This window comes from Halobacillus litoralis, assembly GCF_020171725.1.
In the GTDB taxonomy this organism is placed as follows: Bacteria; Bacillota; Bacilli; order Bacillales; family Halobacillaceae; genus Halobacillus; species Halobacillus litoralis_F.
Window position 1 is genome coordinate 259,461 of the sequence record NZ_JAIVAJ010000002.1, and the last position, 16,256, is coordinate 275,716.

Sequence of the window (16,256 nt, forward strand, 5' to 3'; positions counted from 1 at the left end):
TTCTTTTACCACGATAAAAAAATGAGCTATAATAGTGGAATAGTATGTCACATTCCGTGAGCAGGGTGGTGAAAGAATGGAACTATCCAATCGTCAAGAACAAATCATTGAAATCGTTAAAGATAATGGACCCATTACGGGTGAAAATATAGCAGAACGTCTCCACTTGACCCGAGCCACTCTCCGTCCGGATCTCGCCATTTTGACAATGGCGGGGTACCTGGATGCGAGGCCGAGGGTCGGTTACTTTTTTACAGGAAAAACAGGGTCTGAATTGCTTACCGAGAAACTGAAAAAGTTCAAGGTGGAGGAATATCAGTCCGTCCCTATTGTAGTGGAAGAAGATGTGTCAGCGTACGATGCCATTTGTACGATGTTTTTAGAAGACGTCGGTACACTCTTTGTAACGAACGAAAAGTCTCAACTAGTCGGTGTCCTTTCAAGAAAAGACTTGCTAAGAGCGAGCCTTGGAAATCAAGATCTGTCCTCGATTCCCGTTCATATCATTATGACGAGGATGCCGAATGTGACCATTTGTCATCCAGAGGATTTATTACTCGATGCTGCACAGAAGTTGATTGAAAAACAGATTGACGGCCTGCCCGTCGTCATCAATCAAGAAAGTGGTCTGGAAGTAGTGGGACGACTGACGAAGACGAATATCACAAAGGCTCTGGTAGAACTTGGCCGTGACCAACACTTATGAGAATTAGAATTGAGGAGGGGACAGTTTGGAGAAGCCTTTGATCTACGTATTATCCGATTCAGTAGGAGAAACAGCAGAGCTAGTCGTGAAAGCCGCACTCAGCCAGTTTGATGATGGCCCGTTCGATCTTCAGCGTATTCCTTATGTGGAAGATAAGGGAACGATTAATGAAGCGGTCCTTCAGGCGAAAGAGCACGGAGCGATGATCGGCTTTACTTTCGTCATTCCAGAATTCAGAAAGCACTTGGTTGAGAAAGCGAAGGAACTAGAGGTTGAATGTGTGGATATCATGGGTCCGATGATGGAGTCGATGCAGAAACATTTTCAAATAGAGCCAAGGCTTGAGCCAGGACTTGTTCATAAGTTGGATGAAGATTATTTCAAGCGGGTAGAAGCCATCGAGTTTGCCGTCAAGTATGATGATGGTCGTGATCCGAGAGGCATTTCTAAAGCAGACATCGTGTTAATCGGTGTATCCAGAACCTCTAAAACTCCTTTATCCCAGTACTTGGCCCATAAGCGCTTGAAGGTGGCAAATGTACCGATCGTACCTGAAGTACAGCCGCCTGCTGAGCTTTTCCGAGTTGATCCGAATAAGTGTATCGGGTTAAAGATCAATGCTGATAAGTTGAACGACATTCGGAAAGAGCGGCTTAAGTCGTTAGGGTTAGGGGCTCAGGCGAGCTATGCGAACATGAATCGGATCAAGCAGGAGATCGAGCATTTTAATTCGATCGTCGAGCGAATTGGATGCCCTGTCATTAATGTCTCCAACAAAGCCGTCGAAGAGACAGCGAACCTCATTGTGAATAAAATGCGGGAAGTTGCCCAAGAATAGTACAAATTATCAAAAGTCGCGCTGTGGTTAAGCGCGACTTTTGTTGGGAATACTTGAATCAGGTAAAATTAAATATGGCTTTTCGGAAGGGTTTGTATTATAATAATTATTTGTGAAAAAATCCTTTTGAATGCGGGTTGAGAACACTGCATACTTTTCAGAAAAGTTAAACATTCCACGATTAGGAGGATTCTTTCGTTTTTCCGTAGAATAAGAGTAATTATGCCAAAACTAACTCCCACACTTTGGGTGGACGCAGACAGCTGTCCAGTCCAAAAAGAAATTGTACAAGTAAGTGATCATTATGGATGGAAGCCCCGATTTATCGCTACAATTAATCATTATAGAATGGATTTGGAAGGTCAGGATTGGACGTTTCTTGATCATGGTTCACAAACCGTCGATCTCTATATTCTTAATCGGGCAAAATCCGGGGATATTGTCGTAACTCAAGACCTGTCCTTTGCCGTGTTGTTAACCTCTAAAGGTGTTTATGTGCTTACACCTCGAGGTAAACTAGTTACAGAAGATGACGCTGCTCATATTATGGATTCCAAGTATATGAGACAACAAACGATGAGGAGAGAAAAGAAGTGGAAGGGACCTTCCGCATTTACAGATGAAGACCGTCAGCGCTTTTCCCATCAACTGAGAAAATTAATGTCAAATTATGAAGGGATTTCATAACTTAGCACGAATAAATCAATAGTATGGTGATGACAAATGGCAAGACATATTCCAGAAGAAAAAGTCGATGAGATTCGTCGGTCCACAGACATTGTAGAGGTCATCGGTGAATATGTAGATTTGAAGAAACAAGGTAGAAATTACTTTGGACTTTGTCCTTTTCATGGTGAAAGCACTCCTTCTTTTTCCGTTTCTGCTGACAAGCAAATCTTCCATTGCTTTGGATGTGGAAAGGGAGGGAATGTATATACCTTTCTCATGGAATTAGAAGGGTACGGTTTTATCCAGGCGGTCAAACAACTGGCTGACCAAACCAACATTGAACTACCCGAAGAAGTGGTGGAAGACGAGCCTTCGAGCGAGCGAAGTGAAGAAAGTCAAACCATTCTTGAAGCACACCAATGGCTTGCTAAGCTTTATCACCACTTACTGAGGAATTCAAAAGAGGGACAACAAGCTTTTCAATATTTGATAGATCGTGGCTTCACGGAAGAAACGATAAAGAAGTACAAAATCGGTTATTCTCCGAACTCGAGGGATTTCGTCGTGACGTTTCTTGAGAAGAAAGGTTTTCATCCGCAGACCATGGTCAAAGCGGGTTTGCTGAGTTCGAATGATCAGGGCGACTACAGTGACAGATTCCGGGGGAGAGTCATCTTTCCATTACGGAACCATCTCGGTAAGACGGTTGCTTTCGCCGGCAGAGCACAGGGTGATCAAGAACCGAAGTATTTGAACAGTCCCGAAACCGAGCTTTTTCAAAAAGGGAAACTGCTGTTTAACTTCGATCACGCCAGGTCTGCCATACGCAAGCAGAAATCCGTCATCTTGTTCGAAGGTTATGTAGACGTCATTTCAGCAGATCAAGCTGGAATTCACCATGGTGTAGGTACAATGGGAACGTCGATATCCAAGTCACAGGCGAATCTATTAAAGCGTTATGCCGATCAAGTCATCATATGTTATGACGGCGACCGTCCAGGTGTAGAAGCAGCGGTGAAAGCTGCCAAGCTGATGAAGGAAACAGGCTGTCAAACCTTTGTTGCAAGAGTGCCGGATGAACTGGATCCTGATGATTTCATTCAGAAATATGGAGGGGATCGTTTTCAAAAAGAGGTCATTGCTACGAGTGAAACGTACATGACCTTTATGATGAGTTATTTGAGGAGAGATTACAATCTTCAAATTGAAGGAGATCGGATCGCTTATATAGAAAAAGTATTACAGGAAGTCGCGACCCTTGAACGGGCTGTTGAAAGAGACTACTACTTGAACGAAGTGGCAAAGGAATTTGAAATGTCACCCGATACGTTAAGGGAAGAAGTCCAGGAAATCCAGCGGCAGACAGGGTTCAAAAAAACGGCCAAGCCCGCCCCTCAGCCTGCAAGAGCTGAAAAGCCGGCTACAGGACGGAAAAGGTTACTTCCTGCCTTTCATAACGCCGAACGGATGCTGATTGCATATATGTTGAAAGATCCACTGATTGCTGATAAAGTTCAGAACGAATTAGGAGGAGCTTTTAATATATCGGATCATCAGGTCATTGTCACGTACTTGTACGCATATTATGAAGACGGCAATGATGCAGATGTGAGTGATTTCATCGAACGGCTTGATGACCAGAGTTTGAAGAACCAGGTAATTGAACTGGCGATGGTTCCTGTGAATGAAGAAGTGTCGGATCAGGAAATATATGACTATATGGAAAGGATTCGAACAGAAGGAAGCGATCGCACGGATATAAAATCTTTGGAAGATGATCTGAAACGAGCAGAACAGCAGCAGGAACATATTAAAGCTGCTGAAATTGCAATGAAGATTATTGAGAAAAAGAAACAATTGAAAACACACTAGATAGTTTGGATAGATAAGTTGGAAGGAGGGGGACTTATGGCAGATAAGCAACAAAAGCCATCACGTTCTAAAGAAAATCAAAACACAAGCGACTTGACTCTGGAGCAAGCAAAAGAGCAGGTTATCGAAATCGGTAAAAAGCGAGGGGTGCTCGCTTACGAAGAGGTTGCCGAAAAGCTTTCGAATTTCGAGCTTGATTCCGACCAAATGGATGAGTTCTATGAACATCTGAATGAGCAGGGAATCGAAGTCATCGGTGACTCTGATTCAGACCCGAGTATAAAGCAGCTTGACAAAGAGGAAGAGTTCGACCTGAACGATTTAAGCGTACCTCCGGGTGTGAAAATCAATGACCCGGTCCGTATGTATCTGAAAGAAATCGGTCGTGTCAACTTACTTTCTGCAAAAGATGAAATCAGTTTGGCTCAACGTATTGAGAATGGTGACGAAGAAGCAAAGCGTGACCTTGCAGAAGCCAACCTTCGACTTGTTGTAAGTATTGCGAAGCGTTATGTAGGACGCGGCATGTTGTTCTTGGATTTGATTCAGGAAGGGAACATGGGATTGATCAAGGCGGTAGAGAAGTTCGACTACCGTAAAGGATATAAATTCAGTACGTACGCCACTTGGTGGATCAGACAGGCTATCACACGTGCTATTGCCGACCAGGCCCGTACGATCCGTATTCCTGTCCACATGGTTGAAACGATCAACAAACTGATCCGTGTTCAGCGTCAGCTTCTTCAGGACCTCGGACGTGAACCGACTCCGGAAGAGATCGCGCAGGATATGGAGCTGACTCCAGACAAAGTCCGAGAAATCTTAAAGATCGCTCAAGAGCCAGTATCGCTCGAAACTCCGATCGGGGAAGAAGATGACTCACATCTTGGAGACTTCATTGAAGACCAGGAAGCGACGTCTCCTTCAGACCATGCAGCCTATGAGCTGCTAAAGGAACAGCTTGAAGACGTTCTTGATACATTGACAGACCGAGAGGAGAACGTATTGCGCCTTCGTTTCGGCCTGGATGATGGTAGAACACGTACACTTGAAGAAGTAGGTAAAGTCTTTGGGGTAACACGTGAGCGTATCCGTCAGATCGAAGCGAAAGCCCTTCGTAAATTAAGACACCCAAGCCGAAGCAAGCGTCTGAAAGATTTCATGGAATAAGAATCATCCAGCTCAGAGACCATCGGTTGTGCACGGTGGCTCTGAGTTTTTTTATCACTTCTCATAAGGAGAGTATTCCAGAGAACTTTAACCATCATTTCCGGTTTGGACTTTCTTTCGGCCTTGGGGGGATCTTATGATTGATGAGCGCAAACAAACGATAATAAATGAAATTCAATATTGGAAAAAGAACAAGCTCCTGCCAAGTGAATATTGTGACTTCCTTCTTGCTCTCTACACTCAAGGGGATGGTGAAGAGTTTAAGGGGAAAGATAAGGCATCCCGAAACAAGCGGAGGAGAGTGGGGGCGATTCTTATGCTCGCTGTCATCCTGATTATGTTACCCCTTTCATTTCTTGTCATTTATTTTACTGAAATGGACATGATAATGCAAACAGGGCTTTTGTCGACTTTTGTTGCTGTCGCTTTATTGTACAGTTGGCGGTTGAGAAGGAGCGACTCCGAGAAGTTCCATCTACCTCTTATCGTAGGACTGTTGATTGCCCTTTTGTTATCAGTGGCAGTCGTCCATCAATATCTTCCGAATAACTGGAGTGTGTATGGGGTTCTATCTGCTCATTGCGGGTTGTGGGCACTTATTGGCTGGCGTATGAAACTGCCCTATTTACTAATTTCGAGTTCTATAGGTATAATAGTAATGGTCGTATTATTGGTTTCTTAATTTTTTCACATCTTATCTCTTTCATAAGTATGTCTTTTCGAGTAGAATAAAATTAGTCGAATAGACGCTAGAGTACTTTCGTAAGGGAATACATAAGGAGGATGAACTCATGAGGAAAAACCCTGTGATTCCATTCGCAGTTATTGCCGTATTGGGTATTGTGGCAATGATTATCGTTTCCGCTGCAGGTATTAATCAGCGTGAAGCTATTCAAAATCAAGAAGAAAATGGTGGAGAGCATCAAGAAGAATCAGGTGGAGATACAGCAGCCAGTTCAGATCCAGAGCAGCTGTTCCAAAACTCATGTGCAAGCTGTCACGGTGGAGACCTAAGTGGTGGAGCCGGCCCGAACTTGCAAGAAGTCGGAAGCCGATACTCTGCTGAAGAAATCCAAGACATCATTGTCAATGGTAAAGGCAGCATGCCACCAGGACTATACACAGGTGAAGAGGCTCAAATTGTAGCCGAGTGGCTGGCAGAGAAACAATAAGGAATTCGAAGGAGAAAAGCTTTCTGGGTCCAGGGCCCGGAAGCTTTTCTTTTTATTTTTTTGAAAAGAGGGAAAGAAAGATGAATGTTAACCAATTATCGAAACGGTTACAAACGGTAGCCGATTACCTTCCAGAAGGCGCACATTTTGCTGATATCGGATCAGATCATGCGTATTTGCCTTGCTATGTCTGCATGAAGGACCCTGATGCCAAGGCTGTTGCAGGTGAGGTGAATCAAGGGCCCCTTTCGAGTGCGGAGAGGGAAGTTGCTTCTCATGGATTACAGGACCGAATCGATACAAGACTTGGAAACGGACTGGACGTTGTGAAACAAGGTGAGGTCAGCCAAGTGACAATCGCCGGAATGGGAGGTCCTCTTATCCGGGACATTCTTGATCAGGGGAAGGAGAAGCTCTCAACCGTTGATCGACTGATTGTACAGCCGAATATCGATGCGCGTGCGCTTAGAAGATGGTTCCTTGATCATGGATATGAACTCGTCGCGGAGGAAATCATTGAAGAGAAAGGGCATATCTATGAGGTGCTGGTAGCGGACAAGGGAGATTCTCTTAAGCCTTATACAAAAGATAAAAGGGAACAGGAGCTTTGGTTCGGGCCTTTCCTGATGAAGAACAAAGGGGATGTGTTTCAGGCAAAGTGGAAAGAGGAATTGGAGAAGAAGCAGTATGTACTTGCTCAAATGAAGAAAGCACAATCGGTGGATGAAGACAAAATGGAGCAATTGAACAAAGAAATCGATTGGCTGGAGGAGGTATTAGCAGAATGAATAAAACGATTACGGGAGTAGACATCATTCGTGCTTTTGAAGAGTGGTCTCCGAAGTCTTTAGCATATGACTGGGATAACGTAGGACTGCAGGTCGGTACATTGAATAAGCCGGTTCAAAAGGTGATGGTGACGCTTGACGTATTAGAGAATGTCGTTGATGAAGCGATCGAGAAGGGCGTAGACTTGATCATTGCCCATCACCCACTATTATTCATTAAACTTAAGCAGATTAATTTCGATACGCCTAAAGGACGGATTGTTAAAAAACTGATTCAACATGATATTACCGTTTATGCGGCACATACGAATCTGGATGCAGCTAAAGGCGGAGTCAATGACGTGATGGCGGACCTGATCGGCTTGACTCACACACAGCCGCTTGTATCGAGCGGCTCAGACAATTTAGTTAAATTGACGGTCTTTGTTCCTGAAGGCAACGCAGACGACCTACGGAATGCCTTAAGCGAAGCAGGGGCTGGTTTTATTGGGAACTACAGCCATTGTACGTATCAGTTGTCCGGTCAAGGGACATTTAAGCCTCTTGAAGGAACGAATCCTCACATAGGTGAACAGGATAAACTCGAAGTTGTCGACGAGAAGCGTATTGAAACGATCGTACCGAAGTCGAAGCTCGCTGCAGTCTTGAAATCAATGCATGCTTCTCACCCATATGAAGAAGTGGCGTATGATTTGTATCCACTACTTAACGAAGGAGAAGCGATTGGTGTAGGTCGTGTAGGAGACTTGGAGTCATCGATGTCACTCGGTGAGTTGAAAGAGTGGGTCAAAGAAAAGTTTGATGTCCCTGCTGTGCGGTTTACAGGTGACCCTGACAAAAAAGTGAAGCGAGTCGCTGTCCTAGGCGGAAGCGGGGAGGATTATATCCATCAGGCGAAGCGCAGTGGTGCTGACGTTTACATTACAGGGGATATGACTTTCCATATTGCCCAAGACGCGCAAGCCATGGGACTCGCTCTTATAGACTCTGGACACTATTCAGAAAAGGTCATTGTTCCAAAGCTTGCTTCATTCTTAGAAGAGACATGTAATCCGGATAACCAATTGACGATTATCCAGTCTGCCTCTCATACAGAACCATTCACCTTTGGTTAAGGAAAATTCTTTTTTAAAAAACGAACGGAGCATTCCTATGCGAATGCTCCGTTCGTTTTTTTGATGATCTGCCTTTTCATTGAAAAGTGCGTGTTATTTTCTTTTTACTTTTTTGTTTGCGTGAATTTTAGGTAAAATCTTCTTCTGCTCTACTTTCGATTCACGGATCCAAGTCTCTTCATCGGATGGATCGAACTGTTCGATGAATTTGATGACTTCTTTAGTAATCGGAGTCGGTGTGGATGCGCCTGCTGTTACAGCTACTTTTTCAACGCCTTCCAACCATTCGAGATCGATTTCCGTTACGTCGGATATACGATACGCCACGGTCCCTGCTTTTTCTTGCGAAACTTGAGCAAGGCGGTTCGAGTTGTTACTTTTCGGATCACCGACTACAAGCGTCAAGTCTGCTTCTTTCGCTTGTTCAGATACGGCTTCCTGTCTCACTTGAGTTGCCATGCAGATTTCCTGCTGCTTCTCAAGCTGAGGGAACTTCTCTCTTGCTTTTTCCATAACGTCATAGACATCCCATTGACTCATCGTCGTCTGGTTTGTGATCATTAACTTATCATGATCTAGCTCAAGCTCTTCGACGTCTTCCTCAGTTTGTACGAGGTGGACTTTCCCTGGAGCGACACCCATAGCACCTTCAGGTTCAGGGTGGCCTTTCTTCCCTACATAAATCACTTCGTAACCTTCTGCGACTTTCTTGCGGATTAAATTATGGGTATTCGTTACGTCAGGGCATGTGGCATCGAGGGTCATTAATCCCTTGTTCTTAGCTCGTTCTTTAACTTCGGGTGATACACCGTGCGCCGTGAAGATGACGGTTCCTTCGTTAATGCCTTCGAGCAGATCGAGACGATTTTCACCGTCTACAGTGATGATGCCCTCTTTATGGAAAGCATCGGTGACGTGTGAGTTGTGTACAATCATTCCTAATATATGAATAGGGCGTGGCAGGTTCGGGTCTTTTGCTGCGTTTTGAGCAATAACCATGGCGTCCACCACACCATAACAATAACCGCGAGGGGCGATTTTAATGACTTCCATTACGAGACGTCCTCCTCTAATCGTATAAGTTCCACTTTTATTATAAAGGCTAAGTCGAAAGATGACAAAGATTCTCCTTAGAATGAAAGGGAATCGTGCAATTCTACCCTACGTCTATTATAATATAGTAGGGACATTATATATTTAAAGGAGAACGTCTATGAGTCAACATACATTTGAGCAATATGCCATCAGCCCGGAAGTCAGTAATATGGTAAAAGGGCTTGGCTTTACGAAACCAACACCTATTCAGCAGAAGGTACTGCCTGCTGCTCTAAGAGGAGAAAGCTTGATCGGGCAGTCACACACAGGTTCTGGTAAAACACACGCCTATCTTCTTTCTCTATTTTCGAAGCTTGATGAGAAACGGGATCACGTACAAGTTGTCATTACGGCACCTACGAGAGAGCTTGCCATTCAAATTCATGAAGAAGTAAAAAAAGCTGTGAAATTTGCGGGAAAAGATCAAGTTTGGCGATCTAAACTCCTGATCGGAGGAACGGATAAACAGAAGATGGTCGATAAACTTTCATCCAGACCTCCTCATATCATTGTAGGGACGCCTGGTCGTATTCTTGATATGGTGAAAGAAGAAGCCGTTGATCTTCATCATGCGACGGCTTTTGTTTTGGATGAAGCAGATCTTATGCTTGATTTAGGATTTATCGAGGATGTGGATCAGATTCTTGTGAGAATGGATGAAGAAGTACAAATGCTTGTCTTCTCTGCCACCATTCCAGAACGTTTACAGCCTTTCTTAAAAAAATATTTAACAAATCCTACTCACATTCAGATTGAAGATGATAAGCCTTCACCTGAATCGATGGAACACCGTCTGGTACCGCTCCGTCATAAGCACCCATCCGATATTATCATGGATATTTCAAAAGCGATTCAGCCTTATCTTGCCATCATCTTTACAAACGGGAAAGGTCATGCTGATGAACTGGCTGAAGCCCTCTTAAGCAAAGGGCTTGAAGTAGGAGTTCTTCACGGTGGCCTGTCACCTCGCGAAAGAAAGCGGATGTTGAAAGAACTTCAAAGTTTACGTTATCAATATATTGTCGCAACAGACCTTGCTTCAAGAGGGATTGATATCGAAGGCGTGAGTCATGTGATCAACGCTCAGATGCCGAAGGAAGAAGAATTCTACATCCACCGCGTCGGTCGTACAGCGCGTGCAGGACTTGAAGGGACGGCAATCAACCTTTATAAAGAAGAAGACTTCAAGCTGATTGAGAAGCTTGAGAAGAAAGGGCTGACCTTTGATTTCTACGAAGTGAAAAACGGTGAGTGGAAAGAACTGAAATCTTACAAAGAGCGTGAGACGAGGAAGCGTCCTGAATCGGATATGGAGAAGAAAGCCCGTAGTATGGTCCGTAAACCTAAAAAAGTTAAACCGGGTTACAAAAAGAAAATGAAACAAGAAAAGGATCAAAACTTAAGAAAAATGAAACGTAAACAGTACGGAAATAAGAAAAAGTAAGGCAGGGATAACATGGTCAAAATTGGTTCACATGTATCGATGAAAGGGAAGAAAATGCTTCTGGGTGCAAGTGAAGAAGCGGCATCATATGGCTCCGGTACTTTTATGATCTATACAGGAGCACCACAGAATACGAGACGCCGCCCGATCGAAGAGCTGAATATCGAAGCCGGCCGTGAGCATATGAAAGAAAACGGCATTGAGGACATCGTCGTCCACGCCCCTTACATTATTAACGTGGGGAATACGACGAAGCCGGAGACCTTCCAGCTCGGTGTTGACTTTTTAAGAAGCGAGATTGAACGTACAGAGGCACTGGGGGCGAAGCAGATCGTTCTGCACCCAGGGTCTCACGTTGGTCAAGGAGTGGACAAAGGACTACCTAAAATCATTGAAGGATTGAACGAAGTCCTCCACAAAGATCAGAATGTTCAAATCGCTCTGGAAACGATGGCAGGAAAAGGCTCGGAAATCGGTAGAAGTTTTGACGAACTGGCCAAGATCATCGATGGTGTCACGATGAACGAGAAGCTTTCTGTTTGTATGGACACATGTCACATCCACGACGCGGGATACAACGTGGTGGAAGACTTTGACGGAGTATTGGATGAATTCGACCGCATAGTCGGCCTGGATCGTCTGAAGGTGGTGCACGTCAACGACAGTAAAAACGTCCGCGGTGCTCAGAAAGACCGCCACGAGAACATCGGGTTCGGCCACATCGGCTTTAAAGCCCTTCACAAAGTGATTCATCACCCATCGCTTAAGGATCTGCCTAAAATTCTTGAGACTCCTTATGTGGGAGAGGACAAGAAGAATAAAAAGCCACCTTATCGTTTCGAAATTGAGATGGTGAAAGAGGGCACGTTTGATGAGCAACTTAAAGAAAAAATCATGGCCCAATAAATAGAAAAAAAGTTCAATCCGGTGCAACCGTGCCGGATTGAACTTTTTTTATGAAGACCATTATTCTGGGCGGGACAATGATAATTTTTGACGTAGTGCTGATTGAAAAATGAGGCAGGACATGTCGAATGGGCGAGGCGAATAAAGTCGAACTTCTTCTAACTTAGGGGCATTATCGTCTGTTTGTTGTCTTATTCCAACCAGTGTGATACACCATACTCATGGGCAAGTTTTTTAAGTAATTTGTTGACGGAGCGTGCGGTGTCATTTGACGTGATAGCGGCTAGTTTTTTCAACATTTTCTTTCTTCCTTCAGGATCAAACGGATTTTCTTTATTTTTTTTCAATGCGGTGACAATTGCCTCTGCTTCGGGCTTTGAAATGGAAATGTTGTACTTCTTGCTGTACTCCAGCACTTCGCGGACGGTTAAGCTTTTTAACTTTTGGGTAACTAACTGTTGTGCCCAGACTTTCATAGACATTCCCCTCTCCATTTCGGTATCTTTACACCTTATGAAAAGGGGGAAGATATTGTGTTTTTAAAAAATTTCGTCTATGAGTAAATGGTTTGCAATCGAACGATGCATCGGTTAGTATATGCCAATGGGTCCAGAGCGTATGCTAGTCGAAAGTACTAGATCGATGGAACAGGTTAAAGGAGTGAAACATTTATGAAACGTGTACAACCCCTCATACAAATTGGAGTTGCCGTTCTCCTCGTGGCAGGCACCTTCTTTGTTGTGAATGAAGTTCAAAAGCAACAATCAGAAGATCTGGCAGAAGAGAATGAACGCTTGGAAAATAAGAATGAAAAACTGGAGAACAAAAACGAAACGTTAACCTCTACGAATGACTATTTGAAGCAGCAGTCAAACGAGGACGCTAAGAAAGAGAATGGCTATTACACCTGGCCGAAAATGGAGCAAAAAGCAGAGCAGCTTGTCACCGAAAGTAATGGTGAATTCAAAAAAACATGGGCTTTGTATTTGGTAAGGGAAGCGAAACGTTATGATATTGACCCATATCTAGCTTACGAACTCCTCAAAGTTGAAACAGGTGGAACGTTCGATCCTGATTTAGTGGGCCCTGAAACGAAATATGGACATGCTTACGGCATGAGCCAATTTATGAAGAACACGGCACCTTGGATTGCTGATATGGCAGGGCTGCCTTACGAAGATGAGTTGCTATTCGACCCGTATTATTCCATGCAATTATCCTTAGTATATTTAGATTTTCTACACAATGAATACGGAAATTGGGACGAAGCATTGACGGCTTATCACCGAGGAATGGGTGGCCTTGAAGATTATAAAGAAGAGAATGGACATGCCAGAAGCTGGTATGCCAAAGAAATTCAAAATAAAGCAGAGAACCACACAACAGTAGCTCTTGCCAATTAATCAAAAAGCCCGTCCTTCGAGGACGGGCTTTTACAGGATGTCGAGAAAGTCCTATCGGTTCTTATAAAGTTTGAGAAGCGGTGTTGGCGAAACAACTCGCTTTCCGTGGGCGTCCGCTGAGTCTCCTCGCTCTCTTCGATCGCTGCGGGGTCTCATCTGTACTCTGCTCCCACAGGAGACTCGCTGTTTCGCCAACACCTTTATGAAGTGGAGACAGAACCTCTTATGCTACCGTCCGAAAAAGGCGATGATGGCACTGAATCGTGTTCGGGTTTCCGTAGCCACGCTCGGTTCTGTTCTCCACATTTGTAACAGAATCGTTCTCCAACCTTTTTCAACAGACTGAAAAAGCCCGTCCTTTGAGGACGGGCTTTTATATTGATGATGGAGAGGAGCGTCTTTCCAACAAATGCCTCGTTAAAAAGAGTCGTTCAACACATACTATAAACGATTCTCTAATTAGAAAGCGAGGTATGTATGATGAAAGATGAAAAAGATACTGTTGAGCTTGAGAATCATTCCTCCGATGAAGAATATCGGGAAGGTACAATTACAGATGGGGAAACCCAAAAAGCTCCTGAACACGGCGATGAACGTGAACAGGTTGCGGAAACGGTTGATGACCACGGGCGGGGTCCTAACCAGCCTGTGTACGGGGAAAGCTATGAAGAAGAGTATGCAGAGCAGGCGGCGGTCGCACCTATCCATGAGCCTGTTGTAAATAGAGAGCAAGAGACAAACATGCAGGACGATGTGAAAGTCGGCATGGGATGGATCGGGCTGTCAGCTGCCATCCTGTCCTTCTTTTTCGCACCGCTCATTTTAGGGGCGGCTGGGATCATATTTGGTGTAATTGGCAAGCGTCAAGGTGCTGATTCACTTGGGAATATGGCGATTATCGTCAGTGTGATTTCCATTCTTTTCTCCTTATTCTTTACGCCGATCATCAATTTCATTTAAACAAAAAAAGCTGGGATCTAGTCCCAGCTTTTTTCGTTATGCTTCTTGTTCTTCTTTTTCTTTACGCTGCTTTTCGTAATGTTCTTCAGCGAGTTTATCGACTTCTTTCTTCAACTCTTCGACCATGATGTCTTCTGGTACTTTACGGATGATTTCTCCGTGACGGAAGAGAAGACCTTCTCCTCTTGCACCAGCAATTCCGATGTCTGCTTCACGAGCTTCACCAGGACCGTTTACAGCACAGCCTAGAACGGCTACTTTGATCGGTGCCTTAATGTTCTGGATGTACTCTTCCACTTCATTGGCAATCGAGATCAGGTCGATTTCGATTCGTCCACAAGTCGGACAGGAAATTAATGTAGCGGCGTTGGCAGCTAAACCGAAGGACTTCAACAGTTCCTTCGCGACTTTTACTTCTTCAACGGGATCAGCACTTAGGCTGATTCGAACCGTACTTCCGATTCCTTTACTTAAGATTGCTCCAAGTCCAGCAGCACTCTTAACCGTTCCGGCGAACAGCGTTCCGGACTCGGTAATCCCTAAGTGGATCGGGTAATCGAAAGCAGCTGCTGCCTTCTCATAAGCGTCAATTGCAAGTTTAACGTCTGACGCTTTCAGAGAGACAATGATGTCGTGAAAGTCGAGGTCTTCCAAGATTTTGATGTGATGTAGAGCACTCTCAACCATACCTTCAGCTGTAGGGTAGCCGTATTTCTCAAGGATGTGTCGTTCAAGGGATCCGGCGTTAACTCCGATACGGATTGGAATGCCCTTAGCTTTTGCTGCTTTCACAACGGCTTCGACTTTTTCCCGTTTCCCGATATTCCCTGGGTTGATTCTGATTTTATCCGCTCCGCCTTCAATAGCTTTCAGAGCTTTTTTATAGTCAAAGTGGATGTCTACAACAAGCGGGATGTTGATCCGTTTTTTGATTTCAGGAATCGCATTTGCTGCGCGGTCATCCGGGCAGGCTACACGTACGATTTGACACCCTGCTTCTTCTAATCGTTTAATTTCTGCTACAGTTGCTTCAACGTCGTGTGTCTTCGTCGTTGTCATAGACTGGATGACGACTTCATCAGATCCGCCAATCGTTATGTCTCCGACTTTTACAGGACGTGTATCTTTTCTGTGCGTAATGGCCATTTCATATCGCTCCTTTATATAGTCACAAAAGGTTGCAAGACTATCGTTCCAACCCTCATTATAAGGGCTTCCTTCCTAAATGAGAAGTCAATCAACTCAAAAGTAGCCCATTTCATGTAAAAATAATGTAAATGGGGTGATAAACATGTCAAATTATATCATGGACAACTGTTTTATAAAAATCATTTGAGTTTCATGAAACGTTTAGCAATGATCGTTCGTATAACAGGTAATAAGATACGAAAAGGAGTGTGTGCTCTTTGCTTTCATATGATTGGATTGCTCTCATTATAACTTTGCTCGGTACGATGTTTCTCATCGGTGAACTTCTCGTGAATATGAGAGGCTTGTTCGGGCTGATCGGCCTCGGATTTATTACCGTTTACTTTTCGTCGTATTTGAGTACCGATATGTTCATTGTCATGATGCTCGTTTATTTCCTCGGCATCGCCCTCATGATCATCGACGGAAAACTCATTAATGACGGGACGCTTGCCATGATCGGTGGTGCAACGACGATACTTGCGGTAGGCTTGAGTGCACCGAACTGGGTGGCCGGACTCTACAGCATCATCGGTGTCATTTTAGGTGGTGCAGCATCCCTGCTTTTCTTAAGAGTATTCAAAAGAAGGAAAATGTGGACAAAAATCACGCTGGTCGATCAATTGTCTTCAGAAATGGGCTACAATTCTCTGAAGGAATCTTATCAGAACCTCGTCGGTCAAACAGGAGTCGCTATGACCGACATGCGACCAGTCGGTACAATACAAGTGGATCAGGAAGAATACAGTGCGGTGACGAATGGAACATGGATCTCAAAAGGGGATGATGTTACCGTCGTTTCTGTAGATGGGACTAAAATCTTAGTGAAGAAGTTGGAAGATAACGAAACATTTACCTCTTCTTAACAAAACATTAACACTCCGTTGTCATAATTTGAATGGGAAAGAAAATTCAAGAGATAATGGAGTG

At 44.2% G+C, this 16,256-nt stretch carries 17 protein-coding genes; 14 read left to right on the forward strand and 3 right to left on the reverse strand.

Annotated elements, in window-relative coordinates; all coding sequences use genetic code 11:
* Positions 1-76 precede the first annotated feature (76 nt).
* From LCM20_RS05570 to LCM20_RS05610, 9 genes are all read left to right on the forward strand, one after another.
* A complete protein-coding gene (locus LCM20_RS05570) occupies positions 77-706 on the forward strand; it encodes a helix-turn-helix transcriptional regulator (RefSeq protein WP_225194440.1) in 630 nt (209 codons plus the stop codon).
* 25 nt (positions 707-731) lie between these two features.
* Positions 732-1,544, forward strand: a complete 813-nt coding sequence (locus LCM20_RS05575; RefSeq protein WP_225194441.1) for a pyruvate, water dikinase regulatory protein — start codon at positions 732-734, stop codon at positions 1,542-1,544.
* A 222-nt stretch (positions 1,545-1,766) separates the two neighbouring features.
* The gene (locus LCM20_RS05580) at positions 1,767-2,231 is read left to right on the forward strand and encodes a DUF188 domain-containing protein (protein ID WP_225194442.1); all 465 of its coding nucleotides are present in this window, start codon (positions 1,767-1,769) and stop codon (positions 2,229-2,231) included.
* Between the two features lie 36 nt (positions 2,232-2,267).
* Positions 2,268-4,085: a DNA primase gene (dnaG, locus tag LCM20_RS05585; protein WP_225194443.1), complete on the forward strand. Its 1,818-nt coding sequence runs from the start codon at positions 2,268-2,270 to the stop codon at positions 4,083-4,085.
* A gap of 36 nt (positions 4,086-4,121) precedes the next feature.
* Positions 4,122-5,255, forward strand: a complete 1,134-nt coding sequence (rpoD, locus tag LCM20_RS05590; protein ID WP_225194444.1) for an RNA polymerase sigma factor RpoD — start codon at positions 4,122-4,124, stop codon at positions 5,253-5,255.
* 136 nt (positions 5,256-5,391) lie between these two features.
* Positions 5,392-5,937, forward strand: coding sequence for a hypothetical protein (locus LCM20_RS05595; RefSeq protein WP_225194445.1), 546 nt, complete (start codon positions 5,392-5,394; stop codon positions 5,935-5,937).
* Positions 5,938-6,046: 109 nt separating this feature from the next.
* Positions 6,047-6,427: a cytochrome c550 gene (gene cccA / locus LCM20_RS05600; protein ID WP_225194446.1), complete on the forward strand. Its 381-nt coding sequence runs from the start codon at positions 6,047-6,049 to the stop codon at positions 6,425-6,427.
* A gap of 80 nt (positions 6,428-6,507) precedes the next feature.
* The gene (locus LCM20_RS05605) at positions 6,508-7,215 is read left to right on the forward strand and encodes a tRNA (adenine(22)-N(1))-methyltransferase (protein ID WP_225194447.1); all 708 of its coding nucleotides are present in this window, start codon (positions 6,508-6,510) and stop codon (positions 7,213-7,215) included.
* Positions 7,212-8,330: a Nif3-like dinuclear metal center hexameric protein gene (locus LCM20_RS05610; protein WP_225194448.1), complete on the forward strand. Its 1,119-nt coding sequence runs from the start codon at positions 7,212-7,214 to the stop codon at positions 8,328-8,330. Before LCM20_RS05605 ends, LCM20_RS05610 begins: the two co-directional genes overlap by 4 nt.
* Positions 8,331-8,423: 93 nt before the next feature.
* On the opposite strand, the gene LCM20_RS05615 is transcribed toward LCM20_RS05610, so the two are convergent.
* On the reverse strand, positions 8,424-9,383 hold the full coding sequence (locus LCM20_RS05615) for a 4-hydroxy-3-methylbut-2-enyl diphosphate reductase (RefSeq protein WP_225194449.1): 960 nt from the start codon (positions 9,381-9,383) through the stop codon (positions 8,424-8,426).
* 160 nt (positions 9,384-9,543) lie between these two features.
* Between LCM20_RS05615 and LCM20_RS05620 the strand changes: the two genes are divergently transcribed.
* Together LCM20_RS05620 and LCM20_RS05625 are read left to right on the forward strand one after the other, a co-directional pair.
* Complete coding sequence (locus LCM20_RS05620) at positions 9,544-10,869, forward strand: DEAD/DEAH box helicase (RefSeq protein WP_225194450.1); 1,326 nt, start codon at positions 9,544-9,546, stop codon at positions 10,867-10,869.
* A 12-nt stretch (positions 10,870-10,881) separates the two neighbouring features.
* Positions 10,882-11,775 carry a deoxyribonuclease IV gene (locus tag LCM20_RS05625; protein WP_225194451.1) on the forward strand — a complete coding sequence of 298 codons (894 nt, stop codon included), beginning with the start codon at positions 10,882-10,884 and terminating at the stop codon, positions 11,773-11,775.
* 191 nt (positions 11,776-11,966) lie between these two features.
* On the opposite strand, the gene LCM20_RS05630 is transcribed toward LCM20_RS05625, so the two are convergent.
* Entirely contained in the window at positions 11,967-12,251 is a 285-nt protein-coding gene (locus LCM20_RS05630) for a DUF2624 domain-containing protein (protein ID WP_225194452.1), read from the reverse strand.
* 195 nt (positions 12,252-12,446) lie between these two features.
* On the opposite strand from LCM20_RS05630, the gene LCM20_RS05635 reads away from it, so the two are divergent.
* Both LCM20_RS05635 and LCM20_RS05640 read left to right on the forward strand, forming a co-directional pair.
* Positions 12,447-13,178, forward strand: coding sequence for a lytic transglycosylase domain-containing protein (locus LCM20_RS05635; RefSeq protein ID WP_225194453.1), 732 nt, complete (start codon positions 12,447-12,449; stop codon positions 13,176-13,178).
* 480 nt (positions 13,179-13,658) lie between these two features.
* Positions 13,659-14,138, forward strand: a complete 480-nt coding sequence (locus LCM20_RS05640; protein ID WP_225194454.1) for a rhomboid family intramembrane serine protease — start codon at positions 13,659-13,661, stop codon at positions 14,136-14,138.
* Between the two features lie 36 nt (positions 14,139-14,174).
* Here the strand turns inward: LCM20_RS05640 and ispG are convergent, their stop codons facing one another.
* Positions 14,175-15,278 carry a flavodoxin-dependent (E)-4-hydroxy-3-methylbut-2-enyl-diphosphate synthase gene (ispG, locus tag LCM20_RS05645; protein ID WP_225194804.1) on the reverse strand — a complete coding sequence of 368 codons (1,104 nt, stop codon included), beginning with the start codon at positions 15,276-15,278 and terminating at the stop codon, positions 14,175-14,177.
* A 257-nt stretch (positions 15,279-15,535) separates the two neighbouring features.
* Between ispG and LCM20_RS05650 the strand changes: the two genes are divergently transcribed.
* Positions 15,536-16,192 (forward strand): NfeD family protein, encoded by a 657-nt coding sequence (locus LCM20_RS05650; RefSeq protein WP_318247300.1) that lies wholly within the window; start codon positions 15,536-15,538, stop codon positions 16,190-16,192.
* Positions 16,193-16,256 lie beyond the last annotated feature (64 nt).

What these genes read in the sequence shown, in the direction of transcription:
- LCM20_RS05570 (WP_225194440.1), top strand. Translation starts at nt 77, where the DNA reads ATGGAACTATCCAATCGTCAAGAACAAATCATTGAAATCGTTAAAGAT.
- LCM20_RS05580 (WP_225194442.1), top strand. Translation starts at nt 1,767, where the DNA reads ATGCCAAAACTAACTCCCACACTTTGGGTGGACGCAGACAGCTGTCCA.
- dnaG (WP_225194443.1), top strand. Translation starts at nt 2,268, where the DNA reads ATGGCAAGACATATTCCAGAAGAAAAAGTCGATGAGATTCGTCGGTCC.
- rpoD (WP_225194444.1), top strand. Translation starts at nt 4,122, where the DNA reads ATGGCAGATAAGCAACAAAAGCCATCACGTTCTAAAGAAAATCAAAAC.
- LCM20_RS05595 (WP_225194445.1), top strand. Translation starts at nt 5,392, where the DNA reads ATGATTGATGAGCGCAAACAAACGATAATAAATGAAATTCAATATTGG.
- cccA (WP_225194446.1), top strand. Translation starts at nt 6,047, where the DNA reads ATGAGGAAAAACCCTGTGATTCCATTCGCAGTTATTGCCGTATTGGGT.
- LCM20_RS05605 (WP_225194447.1), top strand. Translation starts at nt 6,508, where the DNA reads ATGAATGTTAACCAATTATCGAAACGGTTACAAACGGTAGCCGATTAC.
- LCM20_RS05610 (WP_225194448.1), top strand. Translation starts at nt 7,212, where the DNA reads ATGAATAAAACGATTACGGGAGTAGACATCATTCGTGCTTTTGAAGAG.
- LCM20_RS05615 (WP_225194449.1), bottom strand. Translation starts at nt 9,383, where the DNA reads ATGGAAGTCATTAAAATCGCCCCTCGCGGTTATTGTTATGGTGTGGTG.
- LCM20_RS05620 (WP_225194450.1), top strand. Translation starts at nt 9,544, where the DNA reads ATGAGTCAACATACATTTGAGCAATATGCCATCAGCCCGGAAGTCAGT.
- LCM20_RS05625 (WP_225194451.1), top strand. Translation starts at nt 10,882, where the DNA reads ATGGTCAAAATTGGTTCACATGTATCGATGAAAGGGAAGAAAATGCTT.
- LCM20_RS05630 (WP_225194452.1), bottom strand. Translation starts at nt 12,251, where the DNA reads ATGAAAGTCTGGGCACAACAGTTAGTTACCCAAAAGTTAAAAAGCTTA.
- LCM20_RS05635 (WP_225194453.1), top strand. Translation starts at nt 12,447, where the DNA reads ATGAAACGTGTACAACCCCTCATACAAATTGGAGTTGCCGTTCTCCTC.
- LCM20_RS05640 (WP_225194454.1), top strand. Translation starts at nt 13,659, where the DNA reads ATGAAAGATGAAAAAGATACTGTTGAGCTTGAGAATCATTCCTCCGAT.